The sequence below is a fragment of the Streptomyces sp. NPDC001153 genome (genome assembly GCF_053598315.1).
Window position 1 is genome coordinate 45,338 of the sequence record NZ_JBSFJZ010000004.1, and the last position, 20,921, is coordinate 66,258.

Below are 20,921 nucleotides of genomic sequence, written 5' to 3' on the forward strand. Positions count from 1 at the left end.
CCGGGGTGACCCCCGTCCCACCCGCCGGTACCGCGAGGACGGCCGTCGTACGCTGCCTCACAATAGGAGGCATGCCGATATCCGGGACACCCAGCCGCGCCCAGCTCGTCGACCACCTGGTGAGGACCCGTATCGCGGGGGACGTCGCCACGCCCCGCGAGAACAACCTCTCCCACTACCGTCAGCTCGCCAACGGTGTCCGCAACTTCTGGCTCGGCCTGGAGCTGGGCGACCGCTGGACGGACGAGCAGGACGTGCTCGCGGTGATGGCGGAGAGGGTCGGCGTCAACGACGATCCCGAGTACCGGTACGGACAGGACACCATCGACCCCGAGCTGACGGTGGACGCACTGGAGCGGATGGCGGCGCGGCTGCGCAAGGCGGCCGAGGACCGGCAGCGGGTGCTGTTCGCGACCGGGCACCCGGGGGGTCTGCTGGACGTGCACCGGGCCACGGCCGCCGCGCTGCGCGCCGCCGGCTGCGAGATCGTGGTCATCCCGGACGGGCTGCAGACGGACGAGGGGTACGTCATGCAGTTCGCGGACGTGGCGGTGCTGGAGCACGGGGCGACGCTGTGGCACACCCACTCCGGGGAGCCGATGCGGGCGATTCTCACGGGACTTGAGCGGGAGGGGCGGCCCCTGCCGGACCTGGTCGTCGCCGACCACGGGTGGGCGGGCTACGCGGGACAGCACGGCCTGGACTCGGTGGGATACGCCGACTGCAACGACCCGGCGCTGTTCCTCGCCGAGTCCGAGGGCACCCTCCAGGTCGTCGTACCGCTCGACGACCATGTGGTGAGCCCCCGTCACTACGACCCGTTGACGGCGTATCTGCTGGCGGCGGCCGGCCTTTCCTGACCGGCTCCCGAACGCCGTCCGCCGGCGCGGCACTGTGCGGCCCCGCACGCGGAGCCGCACAGTGTGGACGCGACCGGCACCGGATCAGCTGCTGCCGCTGCTCATGCTGGTACTGCTGTTGCTGGCGTGGCTGCTACTGCTGCTACTGCTGCTGCTCTTGCCACTGCTGGTGTTGCTGCTGGTGTTGCTGCTCTTGCCGCTGTTGCTCCAGCCACCGTTGCCGTTGCCCCAGTTGCCGTTGCCCCAGTTGCCGTTGCCCCAGTTGCCATTGCCCCAGCCCCAGCCCCAGCCACCCCAGCGGCCGCCCCAGCCCCAACCGCCGCGGTGGTGGTGGCGGCGGTGGTGCCGACCCCAACCACAACCGCAGTCGACGAGCCGGGTGTGGACACTGAGGTTGTGCTGTGCAGGGGCCGCAGAGGCGGTGCCTGCCGTGCCGATTGTGACTCCGCCCGCCAGCAGGAAACCTGCCGCGGACATCACGACGTAACGCTTGACGCGCTGTGCTCGCATGGGAAGCTACCCTTCTGTTGCCATCATTTCCCGCGGCTCCATGAGGAAGACACGGGGCGGATGGTCAGCGCCGTGCTCACTGAGGGGGACGTCACGGCGCGCTCTTCAGGTGTCACCGCAGAGGAACGGCCGGTTACACCGTGTGCTGCGGCGCTCACTCATAGAGACTAGTGCCACACCGGCCACTCGGCACCTCGGGGCAACATCAGTCACGCGGGACGCGGACGACACCCTCCTGGATGACGGTGATGGCGAGCCGTCCGTCCTGTGTGTAGATGCGCGCCTGGCCGAGCCCGCGGCCGCCGTGCGCGGACGGCGACTCCTGGTCGTACAGCAGCCATTCGTCGGCGCGGAAGGGGCGGTGGAACCACATCGCGTGGTCCAGGGAGGCCCCGACGACGTCCCCGACCGCCCAGCCGCCGCGGCCGTGCGCGAGCAGCACGGAGTCGAGGAGGGTCATGTCGGAGACGTAGGTGGCGAGGACGACATGCAGCAACGGTTCGTCAAAAGCACAGTCCAGCTTGCCGTTGGTGCGGAACCACACCTGTGAGTGCGGCTCGCGCGGCGCGCCGAACTGCCCGTACGGGGGCTCCTCCACGTACCTGAGGTCGATCGCCTCGCGGGCCTCGAGGAACTTCTCGACGACCGCGGGGGCGAGGTGGTCGTAGCCGCGCAGCCGTTCCTGAGAGGTGGGCAGGGTCGCCGGGTCGGGCGAGGCGGGCATGGGTGCCTGGTGCTCCAGCCCCTCCTCGTACACCTGGAAGGACGCCGACAGGTGGAAGATCGGCTTGCCGTGCTGGACGGCGACCACGCGGCGGGTGGTGAAGGACCGCCCGTCGCGGATGCGGTCGACGGTGTAGACGATCGGCGCGCCGGGATCGCCCGGGCGCAGGAAGTAGGCGTGGAGCGAGTGGGCGGGCCGGTCGGCGGGGACCGTCCGCCCGGCGGCGACCAGCGCCTGTGCCGCGACCTGGCCGCCGAAGACACGGGGTACGACGGCGGAGCGGGACTGGCCGCGGAAGATGTTCTCCTCGATCTGCTCGAGGTCGAGCAGATCGAGGAGATCCTGGAGTGCCTGGCTCATGGCATCTAGTTGTACAGGCCAGTGATGTCGGCGGTGACCGGTCCGCCCTACAGGCCCATGTCCTTCGCGATGATCGTCTTCATGATCTCGCTGGTGCCGCCGTAGATGCGGTTGACGCGGTTGTCCGCGTACAGGCGGGCTATCGGGTACTCGTTCATGTAGCCGTAGCCGCCGTGCAGTTGCAGGCAGCGGTCGATCACGCGGTGGGCGACCTCGGTGCAGAACAGCTTGGCGGAGGCGGCCTCGGCGGGCGTCAGCTCGCCGGCGTCCAGGGCCTCGGTCGCGCGGTCGGCGACGGCCTCGGCGGCGTCCACCTCGGCCTGGCAGGCGGCCAGCTCGAACTTGGTGTTCTGGAAGTGGGCGACCGGCTTGCCGAAGACGGTGCGCTCCTGCACGTACTGCTTGGCGAACCGGACGGCGGCCTTGGCCTGCGCGTAGGCACCGAAGGCGATGCCCCAGCGCTCGGAGGCCAGGTTGTGGCCGAGGTAGTAGAAGCCCTTGTTCTCCTCGCCGAGCAGGTCCTCGACCGGGACCTTGACGTCGACGAAGGCCAGCTCGGCGGTGTCGGAGGTCTTCAGGCCGAGCTTGTCGAGCTTGCGGCCGACGGAGTAGCCCTCGGACTTGGTGTCCACGGCGAACAGGGAGATGCCGTGGCGGCGGTCCTCGGCGGTGGGCGCGGAGGTACGGGCGCAGACGATGACGCGGTCGGCGTGGACGCCGCCGGTGATGAAGGTCTTGGCACCGTTGAGGACGTAGTGCGTGCCGTCCTCGGAGAGCTTGGCGGTGGACTTCATGCCCGCGAGGTCGGAGCCGGTGCCCGGCTCGGTCATCGCGATGGCCCACATCTCCTCGCCGGTGACGAACTTCGGCAGGTAGCGCTTCTTCTGCTCGTCCGTGGCCAGCATCTTGATGTACGGCAGGGCGAGCAGCACGTGGACGCCGGAGCCGCCGAACTGGACGCCCGCGCGCGCGGTCTCCTCGTAGAGGACGGCCTCGAACTTGTGGCTGTCCAGGCCCGCGCCGCCGAACTCCTCCGGCACGTTGATGCCGAAGATGCCCAGCTCACCGAGCTTGTAGTAGAAGTCGCGCGGCGCCTGGCCGGCGGCGAACCACTCGTCGTAGACCGGCACGACCTCGGCCTCGATGAAGGCGCGCAGGGTCTCCCGGAACGCCTCGTGATCCTCGTTGAACACCGTACGGCGCACGCCGCCCACCTCCAGGTACCTGTCTAAGCGCTTGCTCAGATTCGAAGATACCGGCGAGTACGACGACGCGTCCAGGGTGAGCTTGGCCACGGCCCCGGTCAGTCGCCTTTCCCGTACCGGCGGAACTCGGAGGTCTTCACCATCCAAGGGCCGAACGGAACCGAGTCCCCGAGATGTACGGCTCCGTGTGGGCGTAACGGCCCTTGACCGGGTCGGAGTGGACCTCGACAGTGCCGGTGCGCGGGTCGACGATCATGTAGAGGGCGATCCCCATGGCCGGGTAGTCATCGAGCTTCTCACCGAAGCCGGGATGCGGGTTCGGCGAGAGAACCTCGACCACCGCGAGCACCTGCGCCGCATCGACGGCGAACCCCTCCTCGTCCAGGAGGGCCTCGGGGATCACGACGACGTCCGGCCGACGCATACGGCCCATCGCCGGATACTCGATCTCAGGGCCGTTCACGCAGACGCAGCCCGGATGAGTGGCGCGGACCTGCTGGTCGAGCTGGTCGCGAATGCGGCGCAGCAGACCGTGTCGGCGCAGCAGACCGTGTCGGCGCAGCGACGGCCATCTCATGGCCAGCAGCGGACCGGACGGTCCGATCTCGACACTCCAGGATCCTTCGAGCCGCTCGGACCAGGCATCCAGCTCCTCGGCGATCGCGCGCATCTTCGCGTACTCCGCACCCGGAGGGTAGTGAGCAGCCGCAGGCTACCGCGTCACCCCTCCCCCGCCGCCTCGAACGCCCCCCGAGCCATCCGGTGCAGCAGCGCCGCCGTGGCCCCCCGCCCCGGCAGGGTCCCCGCGCGCCCCAGGTGTGGTGTGGAGTTCAGCAGGCCGAAGACCGAGTGGACGGCCGAGCGGGCCGTCGGTTCCGACAGCCCCGGGTAGACCTCGCGGACCACCTCCACCCACAGCTCGACGTACTGCCGCTGGAGCTGCCGCACCAGCTTGCGGTCGCTGTCGCGCAGGCGGTCCAGCTCGCGGTCGTGCAGGGTGATGAGGGGACGGTCGTCCAGGGCGAAGTCGATGTGGCCCTCGATGAGGGAGTCCAGGACCGCCGAGGGCCGGGCGTCCCCGTCGGTCTCCGCCAGGCGGCGCTTGGCGCCCGTCAGCAGCTGGCCGCTGATACCGACCAGCAGCTCGGCGAGCATCGCGTCCTTGCCCGGGAAGTGCCGGTACAGGCCGGGGCCGCTGATGCCGACCGCGGCGCCTATCTCGTCGACGCCGACGCCGTGGAAGCCGCGCTCGGCGAAGAGCCGGGCGGCCTCCTTGAGGATCTGCTCGCGGCGGGTCGGGGCGTCGGTTCTGGTGACCATGCAGGCAATTCTAGACAGCGAGGTTAGCGGTCGTTAACCTGAAGGAAATGGTTAACGCTCATTAACAGCGGATCGCAGGTTCGATCACCGGGTGAGGGGACCGCAGGATGCAGGAGGCACCGGAGCTCCGGAGCGCGGCAGATCCCGCGTCGGAGGCCTGGCGGGCCAATGAACAGGCTCATCTCGCGCTCGTCGAGGAGCTGCGCGCCAAACTGGCCGCGGCGGCGCTCGGTGGCGGCGAGAAGGCGCGCGCCCGGCACACCGCGCGGGGCAAGCTGCTGCCGAGGGACAGGGTGGACACGCTGCTCGACCCGGGGTCGCCGTTCCTGGAGCTGGCGCCCCTGGCGGCAGACGGGATGTACGACGGGCAGGCCCCGGCCGCCGGGGTGATCGCCGGGATCGGGCGGGTCAGCGGGCGCGAGTGCGTGATCGTCGCCAATGACGCCACGGTGAAGGGGGGGACGTACTACCCGATGACCGTGAAGAAGCACCTGCGCGCCCAGGAGATCGCCCTCGACAACCGCCTGCCGTGCGTCTACCTCGTGGACTCCGGCGGCGCCTTCCTGCCCATGCAGGACGAGGTCTTCCCGGACCGGGACCACTTCGGGCGGATCTTCTACAACCAGGCCCGGATGTCCGGCGCCGGGATCCCGCAGATCGCCGCCGTGCTCGGATCGTGCACGGCCGGCGGGGCGTATGTGCCCGCCATGAGCGACGAGGCCGTGATCGTCCGCAATCAGGGGACGATCTTCCTCGGCGGGCCTCCGCTGGTGAAGGCCGCCACCGGCGAGGTCGTCACGGCGGAGGAGCTGGGCGGCGGCGAGGTGCACTCCCGGATCTCCGGGGTCACCGACCACCTCGCCGAGGACGACGCGCACGCCCTCCGGATCGTGCGGAACATCGTCGCCACGCTCCCGGCCCGGCAGACCCTGCCCTGGGAGGTCCAGCCGGCGGCAGAGCCCAAGGTGGACCCCTACGGGCTCTACGGCGCCGTCCCGGTCGACTCCCGTACCCCCTACGACGTACGCGAGATCATCGCGCGCGTGGTCGACGGCTCGCGGTTCGCCGAGTTCAAGAGCGAGTTCGGGCAGACCCTGATCACCGGCTTCGCCCGCATCCACGGCCACCCGGTCGGGATCGTCGCCAACAACGGCATCCTGTTCTCCGAGTCCGCCCAGAAGGGCGCCCACTTCATCGAGCTGTGCGACCAGCGCGGGATCCCGCTGGTGTTCCTGCAGAACATCTCCGGGTTCATGGTCGGCAGGGACTACGAGGCGGGCGGCATCGCCAAGCACGGCGCCAAGATGGTGACGGCGGTGGCGTGCACGCGCGTGCCGAAGCTGACGGTGGTGGTCGGCGGTTCGTACGGCGCGGGCAACTACTCGATGTGCGGCCGGGCCTACTCCCCCCGGTTCCTGTGGATGTGGCCCAACGCCAAGATCTCCGTGATGGGCGGCGAGCAGGCCGCCAGTGTCCTCGCCACGGTCAAGCGCGACCAGCTCGAGGCCCGGGGAGAGGCCTGGCCCGCCGAGGACGAGGAGGCCTTCAAGGCGCCGATCCGCGCGCAGTACGAGCGCCAGGGCAATGCCTACTACGCCACCGCCCGCCTCTGGGACGACGGCGTGATCGACCCGCTCGAGACCCGTCAGGTGCTGGGCCTCGCCCTGACCGCCTGCGCCAACGCGCCTCTGGGGGACCCCCAGTTCGGCGTCTTCCGGATGTGAGGAGGGGAACCGTGTTCGACACAGTGCTGGTCGCCAACCGGGGCGAGATCGCCGTACGCGTCATCCGTACGCTCCGCTCGCTGGGCGTGCGCTCGGTGGCGGTCTTCTCCGACGCCGACGCCGACGCGCGGCACGTCAGGGAGGCCGACACGGCGGTACGGATCGGTCCGGCACCGGCCGCCGAGAGCTATCTGTCCGTCGGCCGCCTTCTGGACGCCGCCGCCCGCACCGGCGCCCAGGCCGTCCACCCGGGGTACGGCTTCCTCGCCGAGAACGCCGGCTTCGCGCGCGCCTGCGAGGAGGCGGGACTCGTCTTCATCGGCCCGCCCGCGGACGCCATCGCGCTCATGGGCGACAAGATCCGCGCCAAGGAGACCGTGCAGGCGGCCGGGGTGCCGGTGGTGCCGGGCGGACGTGACCCCGAACTGGCCCGGTCGGCCCGCGAGTTGGGCGCGCCCGTGCTGCTCAAGCCCTCCGCCGGCGGTGGTGGCAAGGGCATGCGGCTGGTGCGGGACATGACCGTGCTGGAGGAGGAGATCGCCGCCGCCCGCCGCGAGGCCCGCGCCTCCTTCGGCGACGACACCCTGCTGGTGGAGCGGTGGATCGACCGGCCCCGGCACATCGAGATCCAGGTGCTGGCCGACGGCCACGGCAACGTGGTCCACCTCGGCGAGCGCGAGTGCTCGCTCCAGCGGCGGCACCAGAAGATCATCGAGGAGGCGCCGAGCGTGCTCCTCGACGAGGCCACGCGCGCGGCGATGGGCGAGGCGGCCGTGCAGGCGGCCCGCAGCTGCGGGTACCGGGGCGCGGGCACGGTGGAGTTCATCGTGCCGGGCGGGGACCCGTCCGCGTACTACTTCATGGAGATGAACACCCGCCTCCAGGTGGAGCACCCGGTCACCGAGCTCGTCACCGGCCTGGACCTGGTGGAGTGGCAGCTGCGGGTCGCGGCCGGGGAGAAGCTGGGCTTCGCCCAGGAGGACGTGAGGCTCACCGGGCACGCGGTCGAGGCCCGGATCTGCGCGGAAGACCCCGCCCGCGGCTTCCTGCCCTCCGGCGGCACCGTCCTGCTGCTGGACGAGCCGCAGGGCGACGGCGTCCGCACCGACTCCGGGCTCAGCGAGGGCACCGAGGTGGGCAGCCTGTACGACCCGATGCTGTCCAAGGTGATCGCCCACGGCCCCGACCGGGAGACCGCGCTCCGCAAGCTCCGGGCGGCGCTCGGGGAGACGGTCACGCTGGGCGTGCAGACCAACGCGGGGTTCCTGCGGCGGCTGCTGGCCCATCCGGCGGTCGTGGCAGGGGACCTGGACACCGGGCTGGTGGAGCGCGTGGTGGAGGAGCTGGTCACCACGGACGTACCGGAGGAGGTGTACGAGGCGGCTGCGGCCGTACGCGCGAAGGCGCTGGAGCCGCGTACGGACGGCTGGACCGACCCCTTCTCGGTGCCGAGCGGCTGGCGGCTCGGCGGCACCCCGAGGCCGCCCGCCTTCCACCTCCGGGTGCAGGACCCGGTGACGTACACCCCGCGCGGCAGCTCCACCGTCACCGACGCCACGGTCTGCGTCACCCTCGACGGTGTCCGGCACACCTTCCACCGGGCCGGTGACTGGATCGGCCGCGGCGGCGACGCCTGGCAGGTGCGGGACCACGACCCGGTGGCCGCGTCCCTCAGCCGGTCCGCGCACGCGGGCGCCGACTCCCTGACCGCGCCCATGCCGGGCACGGTGACCGTGGTGAAGGTCGCCGTCGGGGACGAGGTGACCGCCGGCCAGAGCCTGCTGGTGGTGGAGGCGATGAAGATGGAGCACGTCATCTCCGCCCCGCACGCCGGCACGGTCGCCGAGCTGGACGTGACGCCGGGCGCGACGGTCGCCATGGACCAGGTGCTCGCCGTGATCGCACCCCACGAGGAGGTGGCGGAGTGACTGCCGAGGGTCTCCCCATGGTCGTACCGGCCTCGGACCTGCCCGCGCGGGTGCGGATCCACGAGGTCGGCGCGCGTGACGGGCTGCAGAACGAGCAGCGGACCGTACCGACCGAGATCAAGGCGGAGTTCATCCGCCGGCTCGCCGACGCGGGCCTGACGACGATCGAGGCGACGAGCTTCGTGCACCCCAGGTGGGTGCCGCAACTGGCCGACGCCGAGCAGCTGTTCCCGCTGCTCGGCGGGCTCGAAGGGGTCGAGCTGCCGGTGCTGGTGCCCAACCAGCGCGGCCTGGACCGGGCGCTGGCCCTCGGTGCCGACCGGGTCGCCGTCTTCGCCAGCGCCACGGAGTCCTTCGCGAAGGCCAACCTCAACCGCACGCTGGACGAGTCGCTGGCCGTGTTCGCGCCGGTGGTGCGGCAGGCCAAGGACCGGGGCGTGCACGTGCGCGGCTATGTGTCGATGTGCTTCGGCGACCCCTGGGAGGGCGCGGTCCCCCTCCACCAGGTGGCCCGCGTCTGCACGGCCCTGAGGGACATGGGCTGCGACGAGCTGAGCCTGGGCGACACGATCGGCGTCGCCACTGCGGGCCATGTCCTCGAACTGCTCTCCGTCCTCAACGAGAAGGGCGTGCCGACGAACGTGATCGGCGTGCACTTCCACGACACCTACGGCCAGGCGCTCGCCAACACCCTGGCCGCCCTGCAGCACGGCGTCACCACCGTGGACGCCTCGGCGGGCGGGCTCGGCGGCTGCCCGTACGCGAAGTCCGCCACCGGCAACCTCGCCACCGAGGACCTCGTCTGGATGCTGCACGGACTCGGCATCGAGACCGGGGTCGACCTCGGCCGTCTGACCGCCACGAGCGTGTGGATGGCCGCCCATCTGGACCGGCCCAGCCCGTCCCGTACCGTCCGCGCCCTCTCCCACAAGGACCAGTGATCAGCATGGACCACCGTCTCAGCCCCGAGCTGGAGGAACTCCGCCGTACGGTGGAGGAGTTCGCGCACGACGTCGTGGCGCCGAAGATCGGCGACTTCTACGAGCGGCACGAGTTCCCGTACGAGATCGTCCGCGAGATGGGCCGTATGGGCCTGTTCGGGCTGCCGTTCCCGGAGGAGTACGGCGGCATGGGCGGCGACTATCTGGCGCTCGGCATCGCCCTGGAGGAACTGGCGCGAGTGGACTCCTCCGTCGCCATCACGCTGGAGGCGGGCGTCTCGCTCGGTGCCATGCCCCTGCACCTCTTCGGCACGGAGGAGCAGAAGCGCGAGTGGCTGCCCCGCCTGTGCACGGGCGAGATGCTGGGCGCGTTCGGCCTGACCGAGCCGGACGGCGGCAGCGACGCCGGGGCGACCCGTACGACGGCCCGCCTGGACCCGGACACGAACGAATGGGTGATCAACGGCACCAAGTGCTTCATCACCAACTCGGGCACGGACATCACGGGCCTGGTGACGGTGACCGCCGTGACCGGCCGCAAGCCGGACGGCAAGCCGCAGATCTCGGCGATCATCGTGCCGTCCGGCACGCCCGGCTTCACGGTGGCGGCGCCCTACTCCAAGGTGGGCTGGAACGCCTCCGACACCCGTGAGCTGTCCTTCGCCGATGTCCGTGTCCCGGCCGCCAACCTGCTCGGCGAGGAGGGCCGCGGCTACGCCCAGTTCCTGCGCATCCTGGACGAGGGCCGGATCGCCATCGCGGCCCTCGCGACGGGCCTGGCCCAGGGCTGTGTGGACGAGTCGGTGAAGTACGCCAAGGAACGCCACGCCTTCGGCCGGCCGATCGGCGCGAACCAGGCGATCCAGTTCAAGATCGCCGACATGGAGATGAAGGCCCACACGGCCCGCCTGGCCTGGCGCGACGCGGCGAGCCGTCTGGTGGCGGGCGAACCCTTCAAGAAGGAGGCGGCCCTCGCCAAGCTCTACTCCTCCACGGTCGCCGTCGACAACGCCCGGGACGCCACCCAGATCCACGGCGGCTACGGCTTCATGAACGAGTACCCGGTGGCCCGCATGTGGCGCGACTCCAAGATCCTGGAGATCGGCGAGGGCACGAGCGAGGTCCAGCGGATGCTGATCGCGCGGGAACTGGGGCTGGTGAGCTGAGGCAGCGGCCCGATGTGAGGGCGAGCGGGGCCCGCCCTCACCCGGGCCGGAGCCTCAGCTCTTGGTCAGCGTGCGGCCGAGGAGGGGCAGCAGGCGGTCCCAGTGGCGCTGCAGTGCGTCGGGGTTGAAGGCGTCGGTGTCGGACATGGTGAAGCCGTGGACGGTGCCGGGGTAGATCTCGGAGGTGTAGCCGACACCCGCGGCGTCCAGGGCCTGGTTGAGCTCGTCGAGGGCCTCGGGCGTCATGTCGGTCTCGGCGTGGCCGAGGTGGACCTCGGCGGTGAGCTGGGACACGAGGCGGTGCATCTCGGGCCCGTCGGCGCCCACGGGGCCGTGGAACTCGGCGACGGCGGCCACCTGGCCGGGGTGGGCCGCGGCGGTGCGCATCGCCAGGAGGCCGCCGAAGCAGTAGCCGGTCACCGCGACCGGTCCGGCGCCGACCTCCGGCTGGGCGGTGAGGAACCCGAGGTAGGCGTCGGCGTCGCTCAGGGCACGTTCGGTGGTGTGCGCCTCGATCAGGGGCATCAGCTGGGCGATGAGCTCGCGCCGGGCGTCTCCCCCGATGAACCCGGGAAGCTCGATCACCGGTGTCGGGCCGTGCCGGTAGAAGAAGTTGGGGACGAGCACGTAGTACCCGTGCCCGGCCAGTTCGCCGGCCATCTCCCGCAGCACGGGCCGGATGCCGAAGGCGTCCGGGTACATCAGCACCCCTGGGTGCCGCTCGCCGTCGTCGGGGAAGGCGGCGAAGGCGTCGGCCTGGCCGTCCGCGGTGGGGATCTGCAGCATCTTGGTGGGCAAGGGTTCTCCTGTCGTGGTCGAGGTGTCGAGCCTGTGATCAACACGAAGGAGGCGGAGCCCGCGCCGCAGTGCGGGCTCCTCGATCCGACGGCGGGCCCGCACCGGCCCCTTCGGCGCTCAGCAGAGCACCGGGTCAACAATCCGTGTGTGGCCCGCTGCCGTCCCGGTAGTCATCGCCGCCCAACCTAGCCGACCGGCCGAAGCCGATGCCAGAACCCTTCGCCACGCCCACTCAGTCGGCCTGGTGCCGGCGGGAGCGACCGGCGAGAACGGCCTCGCCCTGCTGCGCGGGCCCGTCGGCCGGGGGCAGCCCGGTCGAGAGGGCCCCGGTGATGCGGGCCGTGTGCCGGTAGGCCCGCAGGGCGGCGGCCAGGGCGCGGTCCTGGGCGGCCGGGTCGGCCAGGGCTCCGTCCAGCCGGGTGGTGAACCGGGTCCAGCGGGCCCGGTCGCCGCTCGCGTAGTAGGCGATGCCGCCGGTGCCGTGCAGGCCGTAGGCACGGCTGACGTACCGGCACAGGTGCAGGGCGCCGAGGGTGGAGCCCTCCAGGACGTACAGGAAGCCCAGCAGTGAGAGCGGGTCCGCGGCCGCCGTCGTACGGATGTCCGCCGCGAAGGCCGCCGCGTGCGCCGCGGGCCACCGGCCGGGGGTGCTGCCCCGGCCCGCGAAGTGGTGCAGATCGCGCTCGATCAGCGGGGCCTTCCGCAGGTCCTCCGCCGCCCACAGACCGGCGACGGACGGGGCTGCGGCTCGGGAGAGTTCCGTCTCCAGCTCCCCCAGCACCAGGCGCAGAGCGGCCAGTTGGCCCGTGTAGCGGGCGAGGGGGAGGGTGCCGGCGAACAGTGCGGTGGCGAAGCCGGTGCGCTCCAGGGCGTCGTGCCACTCCCGGGTGCCGGCGCGCAGCCGGGCCGATGCCGTCGTTGTCATGCGGCGCTCCGGTGCCCGAGGGTGTCGTGGAGGCGGTCGATGAGGTGGCCCTTGCGTTCGACGGTGAGGTCGAAGTAGGCGGCGCTGTGCGGGGAGCGGCAGACGCGGCGGACGGCGTCCTTGGCGGCCTGTTTGCGCTCGACGGCCTCGGCGGACAGGGCGAGGAGCGTGCGGTCGAGTTCGGGATGGCCGAGGACGTACGAGCGCAGCGGCTCGCCGGACAGTGCCGCGCGGCCGGTCGGGGGCGCGGAGTCGAGGAGTTCCAGGAAGACGCGGTTGCTCAGACCGTCGTAGTCCTCGTGGGTGCGGGGGCCGGCGAACTCGGGCACGAAGTCGGTCAGGTCGTTGAACAGCTGGCTGGCCAGCCCGAGTTGGCGCATGGCCTCGTTCAGGGTGTCGCGCTCGTCCGCGACGACGCGCAGGGCGGCCAGTGCCGCGTCGAGCGGCATCCGGAAGAGCGTTCCGGTCTTCAGCGCGGCCATCGACTCCCAGAACGCGACCCGCTCCTCGTGCGGCGCGTCGGCCAGTTCGGCGCGGGTGCGGGGGGAGCGGGTGGCGATGTCGAGGGCCTGCCCCTCGAAGCCCTGGGCCACCGATGCGAGCAGGCTGTCGACGACGGCGGGGTCGGCCGCGTGCGCCAGGGCGGCCGCGATCAGCCACGAGCCGGTGTTGACGGCGAGCGGCACACCGTGGGTGCTGTGCAGCGCGGGTTCGCCGTAGCGGACGGCGCTGCCGTCCTGGACGTCGTCGAGCGCGACCGCGGCCTTCAGCAGGACGCGGACGGATACGGCGGACCGGCGGACCGCGGCGAGTCCCTCGCCCTCCGCCTCCGGTGCGCCGAACCCCCGGTAGTTGCGGTAGGCCCAGTAGACCATCGACGGCCGCAGCGGTCGTCCTCCGCCGGGCGCGCCGGGAGCGGGCCGCAGGGCCTCCTGGCCGGCCTTGGATCCGACGGCGTCGGCCACCGGTCCGTACAGGGCGCGCCCGAGGGCTGCGCCGCGGACGGAGTCCGCCGCGCCGGACGGCACCGGGGCCAGGGTGGCGAGGAACCGGTCCAGGTCCGCCTCCAGAAGTGCGGCGTCCTCCCGGACCACCGCCTCCACCTGCACGTCGCTCGACGTCGTTGTCACGCACACCTCCGTCTCGATCGGCACCTCACAGCAGCCGACGCGCGACTCAACGTAGTGAGACATGATCCAAACGGCCATGGCGGAGAAGCGAAGTAGCGAGGCAGACGACGGAAGTTGACCGGATTCGCTCGCCCCGCGCGGGACGCGTGAGCCGCCCCCTCCTGGACATCAAGGAAGGTTAGGCTAACCTACCTTCGAACCTGTCCGGCGGGCGCTCCGCCCCGTTCGAAAGCAGTCATACCCATGTCGCATGCCCGTGCCACCCACCTCACTCGCCGCGGCCTCCTCGCCGCCGGCGGCGCCGTCGGACTCGGCGCCGCGCTCGCCGCCTGCGGGGACGGCAAGGGCAAAGACAGTGGCTCCGGCAAGGGCACGACGGCCGCCAAGTCCGGGCCCTGGTCCTTCAAGGACGACCGCGGCACGACCGTGAAGCTCGACAGGGTCCCCGCGAACATCGTCGCCTTCACCGGTGTCGGCGCCGCGCTCCACGACTACGGCGTCCAGGTCAGGGGCGTCTTCGGACCGACGACCAAGGACGGCAAGGCCGACGTCCAGGCCGGCGACATGGACGTCAGCAAGGTGACCGTCCTCGGCAACGCCTGGGGCCAGTTCAGCATCGAGAAGTTCGCCTCGCTCGCGCCGGACCTGCTGATCACGACGATGTTCGACGACGCCGGCACCCTCTGGTACGTCCCCGAGGAATCGAAGAAGAAGATCGCCCAGCTGGCCCCCAGCATCGGCATCTCCGTATACGACCGCCAGCTCACCCAACCGCTGCAGCGCATGTGGGACTTGGCCGAATCGCTGGGGGCGGACATGAAGGCCGCGAAGGTGGCCGACGCCAGGAAGCGGTTCGAGGCCGCGGCCGCCCGGCTGCGCGCCGCCGCCAAGGCCAAGCCGGACATCAAGGTGATGGCCGGCAGCGCCAGCGACCCGCTGTTCTACGTCTCCGGCACCAACCTCTCGATCGACCTGGAGTACTTCAAGGCCCTGGGCGTGAACTTCGTCGAGCCGCCGGAGAGCGCCAAGAAGCAGGGCGGTGGCTGGTACGAGTCGCTGAGCTGGGAGAACGTCGACAAATACAAGGCCGACATCATCATGATGGACGACCGGTCGTCGGCGATCCAGCCGGCCGGCATCACCAAGCCGACGTGGAAGAAGCTGCCCGCGGTGAAGGCGGGGCAGGTCATCGCCCGGTCGCCCGAGCCGATCCTTTCGTACGACAAGTGCGTGCCGCTTGTGAACAGCCTGGCCGAGGCCCTGGAGAAGGCCAAGAAGGTCAGCTGAGGAGCCCCTGATGACGACGGCCGTGGCCACCCCCTTCCGCTTCTTCTCCCTGCAGGTCGTACGGACGAGGCGGCTGGGGCCGTCTCTCGTCCGCGTCACCTTCGGCGGAGCCGGTCTGCACGCGTTCCACTCCGACGGGCGCGACCAGTCCCTCTCCCTGTTCCTGCCGCATCCGGGTCAGCCGGAGCCCGTCGTGCCCCTGGACCTGGGGGACGGCTGGTGGCAGGCCTGGCGTGAACTGCCCGATGACGTACGGGCGGTGATGCGTTCGTACACGCTGCGGTCCCTGCGCCGGGACGCCGAGGGCAGCACGGTCGAGATCGACATCGACTTCGCGCTGCACGGCATCGGACCCGGCGCCCCCACCCCCGCCGGCCCCGCCTCCCACTGGGCCTCCCGTGCCACCCCCGGCGACCGGGTGCTGCTGCTCGGTCCGGCGATCGCCGACAACCGCGCCATCCGCTTCCGCCCGCCCGAGGACACCGACCTCGTCGTCCTGTGCGGCGACGAGACCGCCGTACCGGCCGCGACCGCCATCCTGGAGTCCCTGCCCGCCGGCACATGCGCCCGGGCCTGGCTGGAGGTGCCGCACGCCGGTGACATCCAGGACGTGCGCACGCAGGCGGACGCGGAGATCACGTGGCTCGTACGGCACGACGGGTCCCCCATGGCCGTCGACGCCGTACGAGCCGCCCGACTTCCCCGTGCCGGGCGGCCGTACGTGTGGATCGCCGGTGAGTCGGGGCAGGTGAAGGCGCTGCGGCGGCACTTCGTCGGCGAGCGCGGGGTCGACCGGCGCCGGGTGACCTTCGTCGGGTACTGGCGGCAGGGGATGGCCGAGGACCAGCTGCGGGCGGCCGGGTAACTCCCTTGCGGGTGACACCGGTCACGGGTGACGCACGCCTTGATCCAATAAACTTAGGTTAGGCTAACCTAAGTTGAAAGCGGTTCCGTTCACACCCGCACGGACTGTCCCCTCGGAGGACCCCCACATGCGCTCGCACCTGCTCAATGGCCTCACCGCGGAGCACTACCGCAGCTCCGTGACCGAAGGAGTCGAGCGGGTGGCGGCCAAACTCGCCACCACCGACCGTCCGTTCACCGGCGTCACCGCCGACGCCCTCTCCCCCCGGATCGACGCCATCGACCTGGACCGCCCGCTCGGCGACACCGCCGCGGTCCTGGACGAGCTGGAGGACGTCTACCTCCGCGACGCGGTCTACTTCCACCACCCCCGCTACCTCGCCCACCTCAACTGCCCCGTCGCCATCCCCGCGGTGCTCGGCGAGGCCGTGCTCTCGGCGGTCAACTCCTCCCTCGACACCTGGGACCAGTCGGCCGGCGGCACCCTCATCGAGCGCAGGCTCATCGACTGGACGGCCCACCGGATCGGCCTCGGGCCCGCCGCCGACGGCGTGTTCACCTCGGGCGGCACCCAGTCCAACCTCCAGGCGCTGCTGCTGGCACGGGAGGAGGCGAAGACCGACAGCCCGGCCCGACTGCGGATCTTCGCCTCCGAGGTCAGCCACTTCAGCGTGAAGAAGTCCGCCAAACTCCTCGGGCTCGGCCAGGAGGCGGTCGTCCCCGTCCCCGTGGACCACGACAAGCGGCTGCAGACCGTCACCCTCGCCCATGAGCTGGAGCGCTGCCGGCGCGACGGGCTGGTGCCGATGGCGGTCGTCGCCACCGCCGGCACCACCGACTTCGGCTCCATCGACCCCCTCCCGGAGATCGCCGGGCTGTGCGCCCAGTACGGCGTGTGGATGCACGTCGACGCCGCCTACGGCTGCGGGCTGCTCGCCTCGCCCACCCGCCGCCACCTCCTCACCGGCATCGAACGCGCCGACTCCGTCACCGTCGACTACCACAAGTCCTTCTTCCAGCCGGTGAGTTCGTCCGCCGTCCTGGTGCGGGACGCGGCCACCCTGCGCCACGCCACCTACCACGCGGAGTACCTCAACCCGCGCCGCATGGTGCAGGAACGCATCCCCAACCAGGTCGACAAGTCCCTGCAGACCACCCGCCGCTTCGACGCCCTCAAACTGTGGATGACCCTGCGGGTGATGGGCGCCGACGGCATCGGGCAGCTCTTCGACGAGGTCTGCGACCTGGCGGCCGAGGGCTGGAAACTGCTCGCCGCCGACCCCCGCTTCGACGTCGTCGTGGAACCCACCCTGTCCACCCTGGTCTTCCGCTGCATCCCGGCGGCCGTCACCGACCCGGCCGAGATCGACCGCGCCAACCTCTACGCCCGCAAGGCCCTGTTCGCCTCCGGGGACGCCGTGGTCGCGGGCACCGAGGCCGGCGGCCGCCACTACCTGAAGTTCACCCTGCTCAACCCCGAGACGACGCCGGCCGACATCGCCGCCGTCCTCGACCTGATCGCCGGCCACGCCGAGCAGTACCTGGGAGAGTCCCTTGACCGCGCGTCCTGAAGCCCTGGAAAAGACCTACGACTTCGTGGGGATCGGGCTCGGCCCCTTCAACCTCGGCCTCGCCTGCCTCACCGAACCCATCGCGGGCCTGAACGGGGTCTTCCTGGACTCCAAGCCGGACTTCGAGTGGCACGCCGGGATGTTCCTGGACGGCGCCCACCTCCAGACCCCGTTCATGTCGGACCTGGTCACCCTCGCCGACCCGACCTCGCCGTACTCCTTCCTCAACTACCTGAAGGAGAAGGGGAGGCTGTACTCGTTCTACATCCGCGAGAACTTCTATCCGCTGCGCGTCGAGTACGACGACTACTGCCGCTGGGCGGCGGGCAAACTCAGCAGCGTCCGCTTCGGCACGACGGTCACCGAGGTGACGTACGAGGACGGGCTGTACGGCGTGCACACGCAGGCCGGTGAAACGTTCCGCGCCCGGCACCTGGTCCTCGGCACGGGGACGACCCCCCACATCCCGCAGCCCTGTCAGGGTCTGGCCGGTGACGGTGTGCTGCACACCTCCCAGTACATGCACCGCAAGACGGAGCTGCAGGCGAAGAAGTCCATCACCGTCGTCGGCAGCGGCCAGAGCGCGGCCGAGATCTACCACGAGCTGCTCGCCGAGATCGACGTCCACGGCTACCAGCTCAACTGGGTCACCCGCTCCCCCCGCTTCTTCCCCCTCGAATACACCAAACTCACCCTGGAGATGACCAGCCCGGACTACATCGACTACTTCCGCGCGCTGCCCGAGGAGACCCGCTACCGGCTGGAGAAGCAGCAGAAGGGCCTGTTCAAGGGCATCAACTCGGATCTGATCGACTCGATCTTCGACCTGCTCTACCAGAAGAACCTCACCGGCCCCCTGCCGACGCGGCTGCTCACCAACTCCACCCTGCGCAGCGCCACTTACTCGGACGGCGCGTACACCCTGGGCTTCCGCCAGGACGAGCAGGACAAGGACTTCGAGATCCGCACCGAGGGCCTGCTGCTGGCCACCGGCTACCACTACCAGCCCCCGGCCTTCCTCGCCCCGGTCCGTGACCGCCTCCGCTTCGACGGACACGGCCGCTTCGACGTGGCCCGCAACTACGCCATCGACGTCACCGGCCGAGGCGTCTTCCTGCAGAACGCCGGCGTCCACACCCACAGCATCACCAGCCCCGACCTGGGCATGGGGGCGTACCGCAACGCGTACATCATCCGCGAGCTGCTCGGCAGCGAGTACTACCCGGTCGAGAAGACCATCGCGTTCCAGGAGTTCGCAGTATGACTTTCACTTTCCGTACCGTAGATCCGCTGCAGGACGCCGAGCTGCTGCACTCCTGGGTCACCCACCCCAAGGCGGCCTTCTGGATGATGCAGGACGCGAGGCTGGAGGACGTCGAACGCGCGTACATGGAGATCGCGGCTGACGAACACCATCACGCGCTGCTCGGGCTGCTGGACGGGGTGCCGGTGTTCCTGATGGAGCAGTACGACCCCGCACACCGCGAACTGGTCGGCCTGTACGAGCCCCGGCCGGGCGACGTCGGCATGCACTTCCTGGTCCCACCGACCGACACGCCCGTGCACGGGTTCACGCGGACCGTCATCACCGCCGTGATGGCGCACCTCTTCGAGGACGCCGCCGTGGAACGCGTGGTGGTCGAACCGGACGTGGCCAACAAGGCCGTGCACGCCCTGAACGAGGCCGTCGGGTTCGTGCCCGAGCGGGAGATCCAGAAGCCGGAGAAGAAGGCGTTGCTGAGCTTCTGCACCCGCGAGCAGTTCGTCGCCGCGACGGGGGTGGCCCTGTGAGTCTCGCCGACGCGGTGGCCCACCTCTCCCCCGAGCGCTGGGCGACCGCCAACCGTCTGCTCATCCGCAAGGCGCTCGCGGAGTTCGCGCACGAGCGGCTGATCACGCCGGAGGCCCTCGACGACGAACGGTACGCGGTCCACAGCGACGACGGGGGAACCACGTACCGTTTCTCCGCCGTCCGCCGCGCCCTCGACCACTGGCAGATCGACGCCGACTCCATCACCCGCCACCGGGGAGCCACCGAACTTCCCTTGGCAGCCTTCGACTTCTTCATAGAACTGAAGAACTCCCTGGGCCTGAGCGACGAGATCCTGCCCGTCTACCTGGAGGAGATCTCCTCGACCCTCTCCGGCACCTGCTACAAGCTCACCAAACCGAAGGTGACCTCCGCCGAGCTCGCCCGCCAGGGCTTCCAGGCCATCGAGACCGGGATGACCGAGGGTCACCCCTGCTTCGTCGCGAACAACGGACGGCTCGGGTTCGGCATCCACGAGTACCTGTCGTACGCCCCGGAGACGGCGAGCCCGGTCCGGCTGGTGTGGCTGGCCGCGCACCGCTCGCGGGCCGCGTTCACGGCGGGTGCCGGGATCGAGTACGAGTCCTTCCTGCGGGAGGAGCTGGGCGAGGAGACGCTGAACCGTTTCCGTACGCTCCTCACCGACCAGGACCTGGACCCCGCCGACTACCTCCTCATCCCCGTTCACCCCTGGCAGTGGTGGAACAAGCTCTCCGTCACCTTCGCCGCCGAGGTGGCTCGCCGGCGCCTGGTCTGCCTCGGCGAGGGCGACGACGAGTACCTGGCCCAGCAGTCGATACGCACCTTCTTCAACACCAGCAATCCGCGCAAGCACTATGTGAAGACGGCCCTGTCGGTCCTCAACATGGGCTTCATGCGCGGCCTGTCCGCCGCCTACATGGAGTCCACCCCCGCCATCAACGACTGGCTGGCCCAGCTGATCGAGAACGACCCCGTGCTGAAGTCGACGGGCCTGACGATCATCCGCGAGCGCGCGGCCGTCGGTTACCGCCACCTGGAGTACGAGCAGGCCACCGACCGCTACTCGCCGTACCGTAAGATGCTGGCCGCGCTGTGGCGGGAGAGCCCCGTGCCCTCCCTCGGGGAGGGCGAGTCCCTCGCCACCATGGCCTCCCTCCTCCACGTGGACCACACCGGCGCCTCCTTCGCGGGCGCGCTGATCGACCGGTCGGGCCTCACACCGACGCAGTGGCTACGGCGCTACCTCCGTGCCTACTACACCCCGCTCCTGCACAGCTTCTACGCCTACGACCTCGTCTTCATGCCGCACGGCGAGAACGTGATCCTGGTGCTGAAGGACGGGGTGGTGCAGCGGGCGGTCTACAAGGACATCGCCGAGGAGATCGCGGTGATGGACCCGGACGCGGTCCTGCCGCCGGAGGTCGCACGCATCCGCGTCGAGGTCCCGGAGGAGCAGAAGCTCCTCTCCATCTTCACGGACGTCTTCGACTGCTTCTTCCGCTTCCTCGCCGCGCGTCTCGCCGCCGAGGGGATCCTGGAGGAGGACACCTTCTGGCGCACGGTCGCGGAGGTCACCCGCGAGTACCAGGACGCCAACCCCGAACTGTCCGACAGATTCCGCCAGTACGACATGTTCGCCCCGGAGTTCGCCCTGTCCTGCCTGAACCGGCTCCAACTGCGCGACAACAGGCAGATGGTGGACCTGGCCGATCCCTCGGGCGCGCTTCAACTCGTCGGCGCGCTGAAGAACCCGATCGCCGGGCTCTGAGGCCGGCCCCTGGAACCCCCGGTGGCCAGCCACCACGCGTGGTGGTGG

General features: G+C 70.6%; 19 protein-coding genes. 11 read left to right on the top strand and 8 right to left on the bottom strand.

From position 1 onward, the window contains the following. Window positions 1-71: 71 nt before the first annotated feature. Window positions 72-860 carry a phosphatase gene (locus ACWDEN_RS05440; RefSeq protein ID WP_351608884.1) on the top strand — a complete coding sequence of 263 codons (789 nt, stop codon included), beginning with the start codon at window positions 72-74 and terminating at the stop codon, window positions 858-860. Window positions 861-944: 84 nt separating this feature from the next. Here ACWDEN_RS05440 and ACWDEN_RS05445 read toward each other — a convergent pair whose 3' ends face one another. From ACWDEN_RS05445 to ACWDEN_RS05465, 5 genes are all read right to left on the bottom strand, one after another. After that, window positions 945-1,370 (bottom strand): hypothetical protein, encoded by a 426-nt coding sequence (locus ACWDEN_RS05445; RefSeq protein ID WP_450857393.1) that lies wholly within the window; start codon window positions 1,368-1,370, stop codon window positions 945-947. Window positions 1,371-1,575: 205 nt separating this feature from the next. Further along, the gene (locus tag ACWDEN_RS05450) at window positions 1,576-2,454 is read right to left on the bottom strand and encodes an acyl-CoA thioesterase (protein ID WP_351608890.1); all 879 of its coding nucleotides are present in this window, start codon (window positions 2,452-2,454) and stop codon (window positions 1,576-1,578) included. A gap of 47 nt (window positions 2,455-2,501) precedes the next feature. Beyond that, window positions 2,502-3,659 carry an acyl-CoA dehydrogenase family protein gene (locus ACWDEN_RS05455; protein ID WP_158921020.1) on the bottom strand — a complete coding sequence of 386 codons (1,158 nt, stop codon included), beginning with the start codon at window positions 3,657-3,659 and terminating at the stop codon, window positions 2,502-2,504. Between the two features lie 136 nt (window positions 3,660-3,795). Further along, window positions 3,796-4,329, bottom strand: a complete 534-nt coding sequence (locus tag ACWDEN_RS05460) for a Uma2 family endonuclease (RefSeq protein ID WP_450857395.1) — start codon at window positions 4,327-4,329, stop codon at window positions 3,796-3,798. A 50-nt stretch (window positions 4,330-4,379) separates the two neighbouring features. Continuing rightward, window positions 4,380-4,979, bottom strand: coding sequence for an SACE_7040 family transcriptional regulator (locus tag ACWDEN_RS05465; RefSeq protein WP_351608895.1), 600 nt, complete (start codon window positions 4,977-4,979; stop codon window positions 4,380-4,382). A 107-nt stretch (window positions 4,980-5,086) separates the two neighbouring features. On the opposite strand from ACWDEN_RS05465, the gene ACWDEN_RS05470 reads away from it, so the two are divergent. The 4 genes from ACWDEN_RS05470 to ACWDEN_RS05485 are packed head-to-tail and all read left to right on the top strand — an operon-like array spanning window position 5,087 to window position 10,738. Further along, window positions 5,087-6,703, top strand: a complete 1,617-nt coding sequence (locus tag ACWDEN_RS05470) for a carboxyl transferase domain-containing protein (RefSeq protein ID WP_351608898.1) — start codon at window positions 5,087-5,089, stop codon at window positions 6,701-6,703. Window positions 6,704-6,714: 11 nt separating this feature from the next. Continuing rightward, the gene (locus ACWDEN_RS05475; protein ID WP_450857398.1) at window positions 6,715-8,631 is read left to right on the top strand and encodes an ATP-binding protein; all 1,917 of its coding nucleotides are present in this window, start codon (window positions 6,715-6,717) and stop codon (window positions 8,629-8,631) included. After that, window positions 8,628-9,572 (top strand): hydroxymethylglutaryl-CoA lyase, encoded by a 945-nt coding sequence (locus ACWDEN_RS05480; RefSeq protein ID WP_351608903.1) that lies wholly within the window; start codon window positions 8,628-8,630, stop codon window positions 9,570-9,572. The genes ACWDEN_RS05475 and ACWDEN_RS05480 overlap by 4 nt, the downstream gene beginning before the upstream one ends. Window positions 9,573-9,577: 5 nt before the next feature. Further along, the gene (locus ACWDEN_RS05485; RefSeq protein WP_351608905.1) at window positions 9,578-10,738 is read left to right on the top strand and encodes an acyl-CoA dehydrogenase family protein; all 1,161 of its coding nucleotides are present in this window, start codon (window positions 9,578-9,580) and stop codon (window positions 10,736-10,738) included. Window positions 10,739-10,792: 54 nt separating this feature from the next. Here the strand turns inward: ACWDEN_RS05485 and ACWDEN_RS05490 are convergent, their stop codons facing one another. The 3 genes from ACWDEN_RS05490 to ACWDEN_RS05500 all read right to left on the bottom strand — a co-directional run bounded on the left by ACWDEN_RS05490 (window position 10,793) and on the right by ACWDEN_RS05500 (window position 13,591). After that, the gene (locus tag ACWDEN_RS05490; RefSeq protein ID WP_450857401.1) at window positions 10,793-11,536 is read right to left on the bottom strand and encodes a dienelactone hydrolase family protein; all 744 of its coding nucleotides are present in this window, start codon (window positions 11,534-11,536) and stop codon (window positions 10,793-10,795) included. A gap of 232 nt (window positions 11,537-11,768) precedes the next feature. Continuing rightward, window positions 11,769-12,461, bottom strand: coding sequence for a biliverdin-producing heme oxygenase (locus ACWDEN_RS05495; RefSeq protein WP_351608910.1), 693 nt, complete (start codon window positions 12,459-12,461; stop codon window positions 11,769-11,771). After that, the gene (locus ACWDEN_RS05500; RefSeq protein ID WP_351608912.1) at window positions 12,458-13,591 is read right to left on the bottom strand and encodes a polyprenyl synthetase family protein; all 1,134 of its coding nucleotides are present in this window, start codon (window positions 13,589-13,591) and stop codon (window positions 12,458-12,460) included. The genes ACWDEN_RS05495 and ACWDEN_RS05500 overlap by 4 nt, the downstream gene beginning before the upstream one ends. 243 nt (window positions 13,592-13,834) lie before the next feature. Here ACWDEN_RS05500 and ACWDEN_RS05505 point away from each other — a divergent pair, with 243 nt between their 5' ends. From ACWDEN_RS05505 to ACWDEN_RS05530, 6 genes are all read left to right on the top strand, one after another. Beyond that, a complete protein-coding gene (locus ACWDEN_RS05505) occupies window positions 13,835-14,878 on the top strand; it encodes an ABC transporter substrate-binding protein (protein WP_450857403.1) in 1,044 nt (347 codons plus the stop codon). Window positions 14,879-14,888: 10 nt separating this feature from the next. Continuing rightward, on the top strand, window positions 14,889-15,743 hold the full coding sequence (locus tag ACWDEN_RS05510) for a siderophore-interacting protein (protein ID WP_450857405.1): 855 nt from the start codon (window positions 14,889-14,891) through the stop codon (window positions 15,741-15,743). A 127-nt stretch (window positions 15,744-15,870) separates the two neighbouring features. Then, window positions 15,871-17,313: a lysine decarboxylase DesA gene (gene desA / locus ACWDEN_RS05515; protein ID WP_450857407.1), complete on the top strand. Its 1,443-nt coding sequence runs from the start codon at window positions 15,871-15,873 to the stop codon at window positions 17,311-17,313. Continuing rightward, window positions 17,297-18,577, top strand: coding sequence for a lysine N(6)-hydroxylase/L-ornithine N(5)-oxygenase family protein (locus ACWDEN_RS05520; RefSeq protein WP_450857409.1), 1,281 nt, complete (start codon window positions 17,297-17,299; stop codon window positions 18,575-18,577). The genes desA and ACWDEN_RS05520 overlap by 17 nt, the downstream gene beginning before the upstream one ends. Next, window positions 18,574-19,104, top strand: coding sequence for a GNAT family N-acetyltransferase (locus ACWDEN_RS05525; RefSeq protein ID WP_450857411.1), 531 nt, complete (start codon window positions 18,574-18,576; stop codon window positions 19,102-19,104). The genes ACWDEN_RS05520 and ACWDEN_RS05525 overlap by 4 nt, the downstream gene beginning before the upstream one ends. Then, window positions 19,101-20,873 carry an IucA/IucC family protein gene (locus tag ACWDEN_RS05530; RefSeq protein WP_450857413.1) on the top strand — a complete coding sequence of 591 codons (1,773 nt, stop codon included), beginning with the start codon at window positions 19,101-19,103 and terminating at the stop codon, window positions 20,871-20,873. The genes ACWDEN_RS05525 and ACWDEN_RS05530 overlap by 4 nt, the downstream gene beginning before the upstream one ends. Window positions 20,874-20,921: the final 48 nt, after the last annotated feature.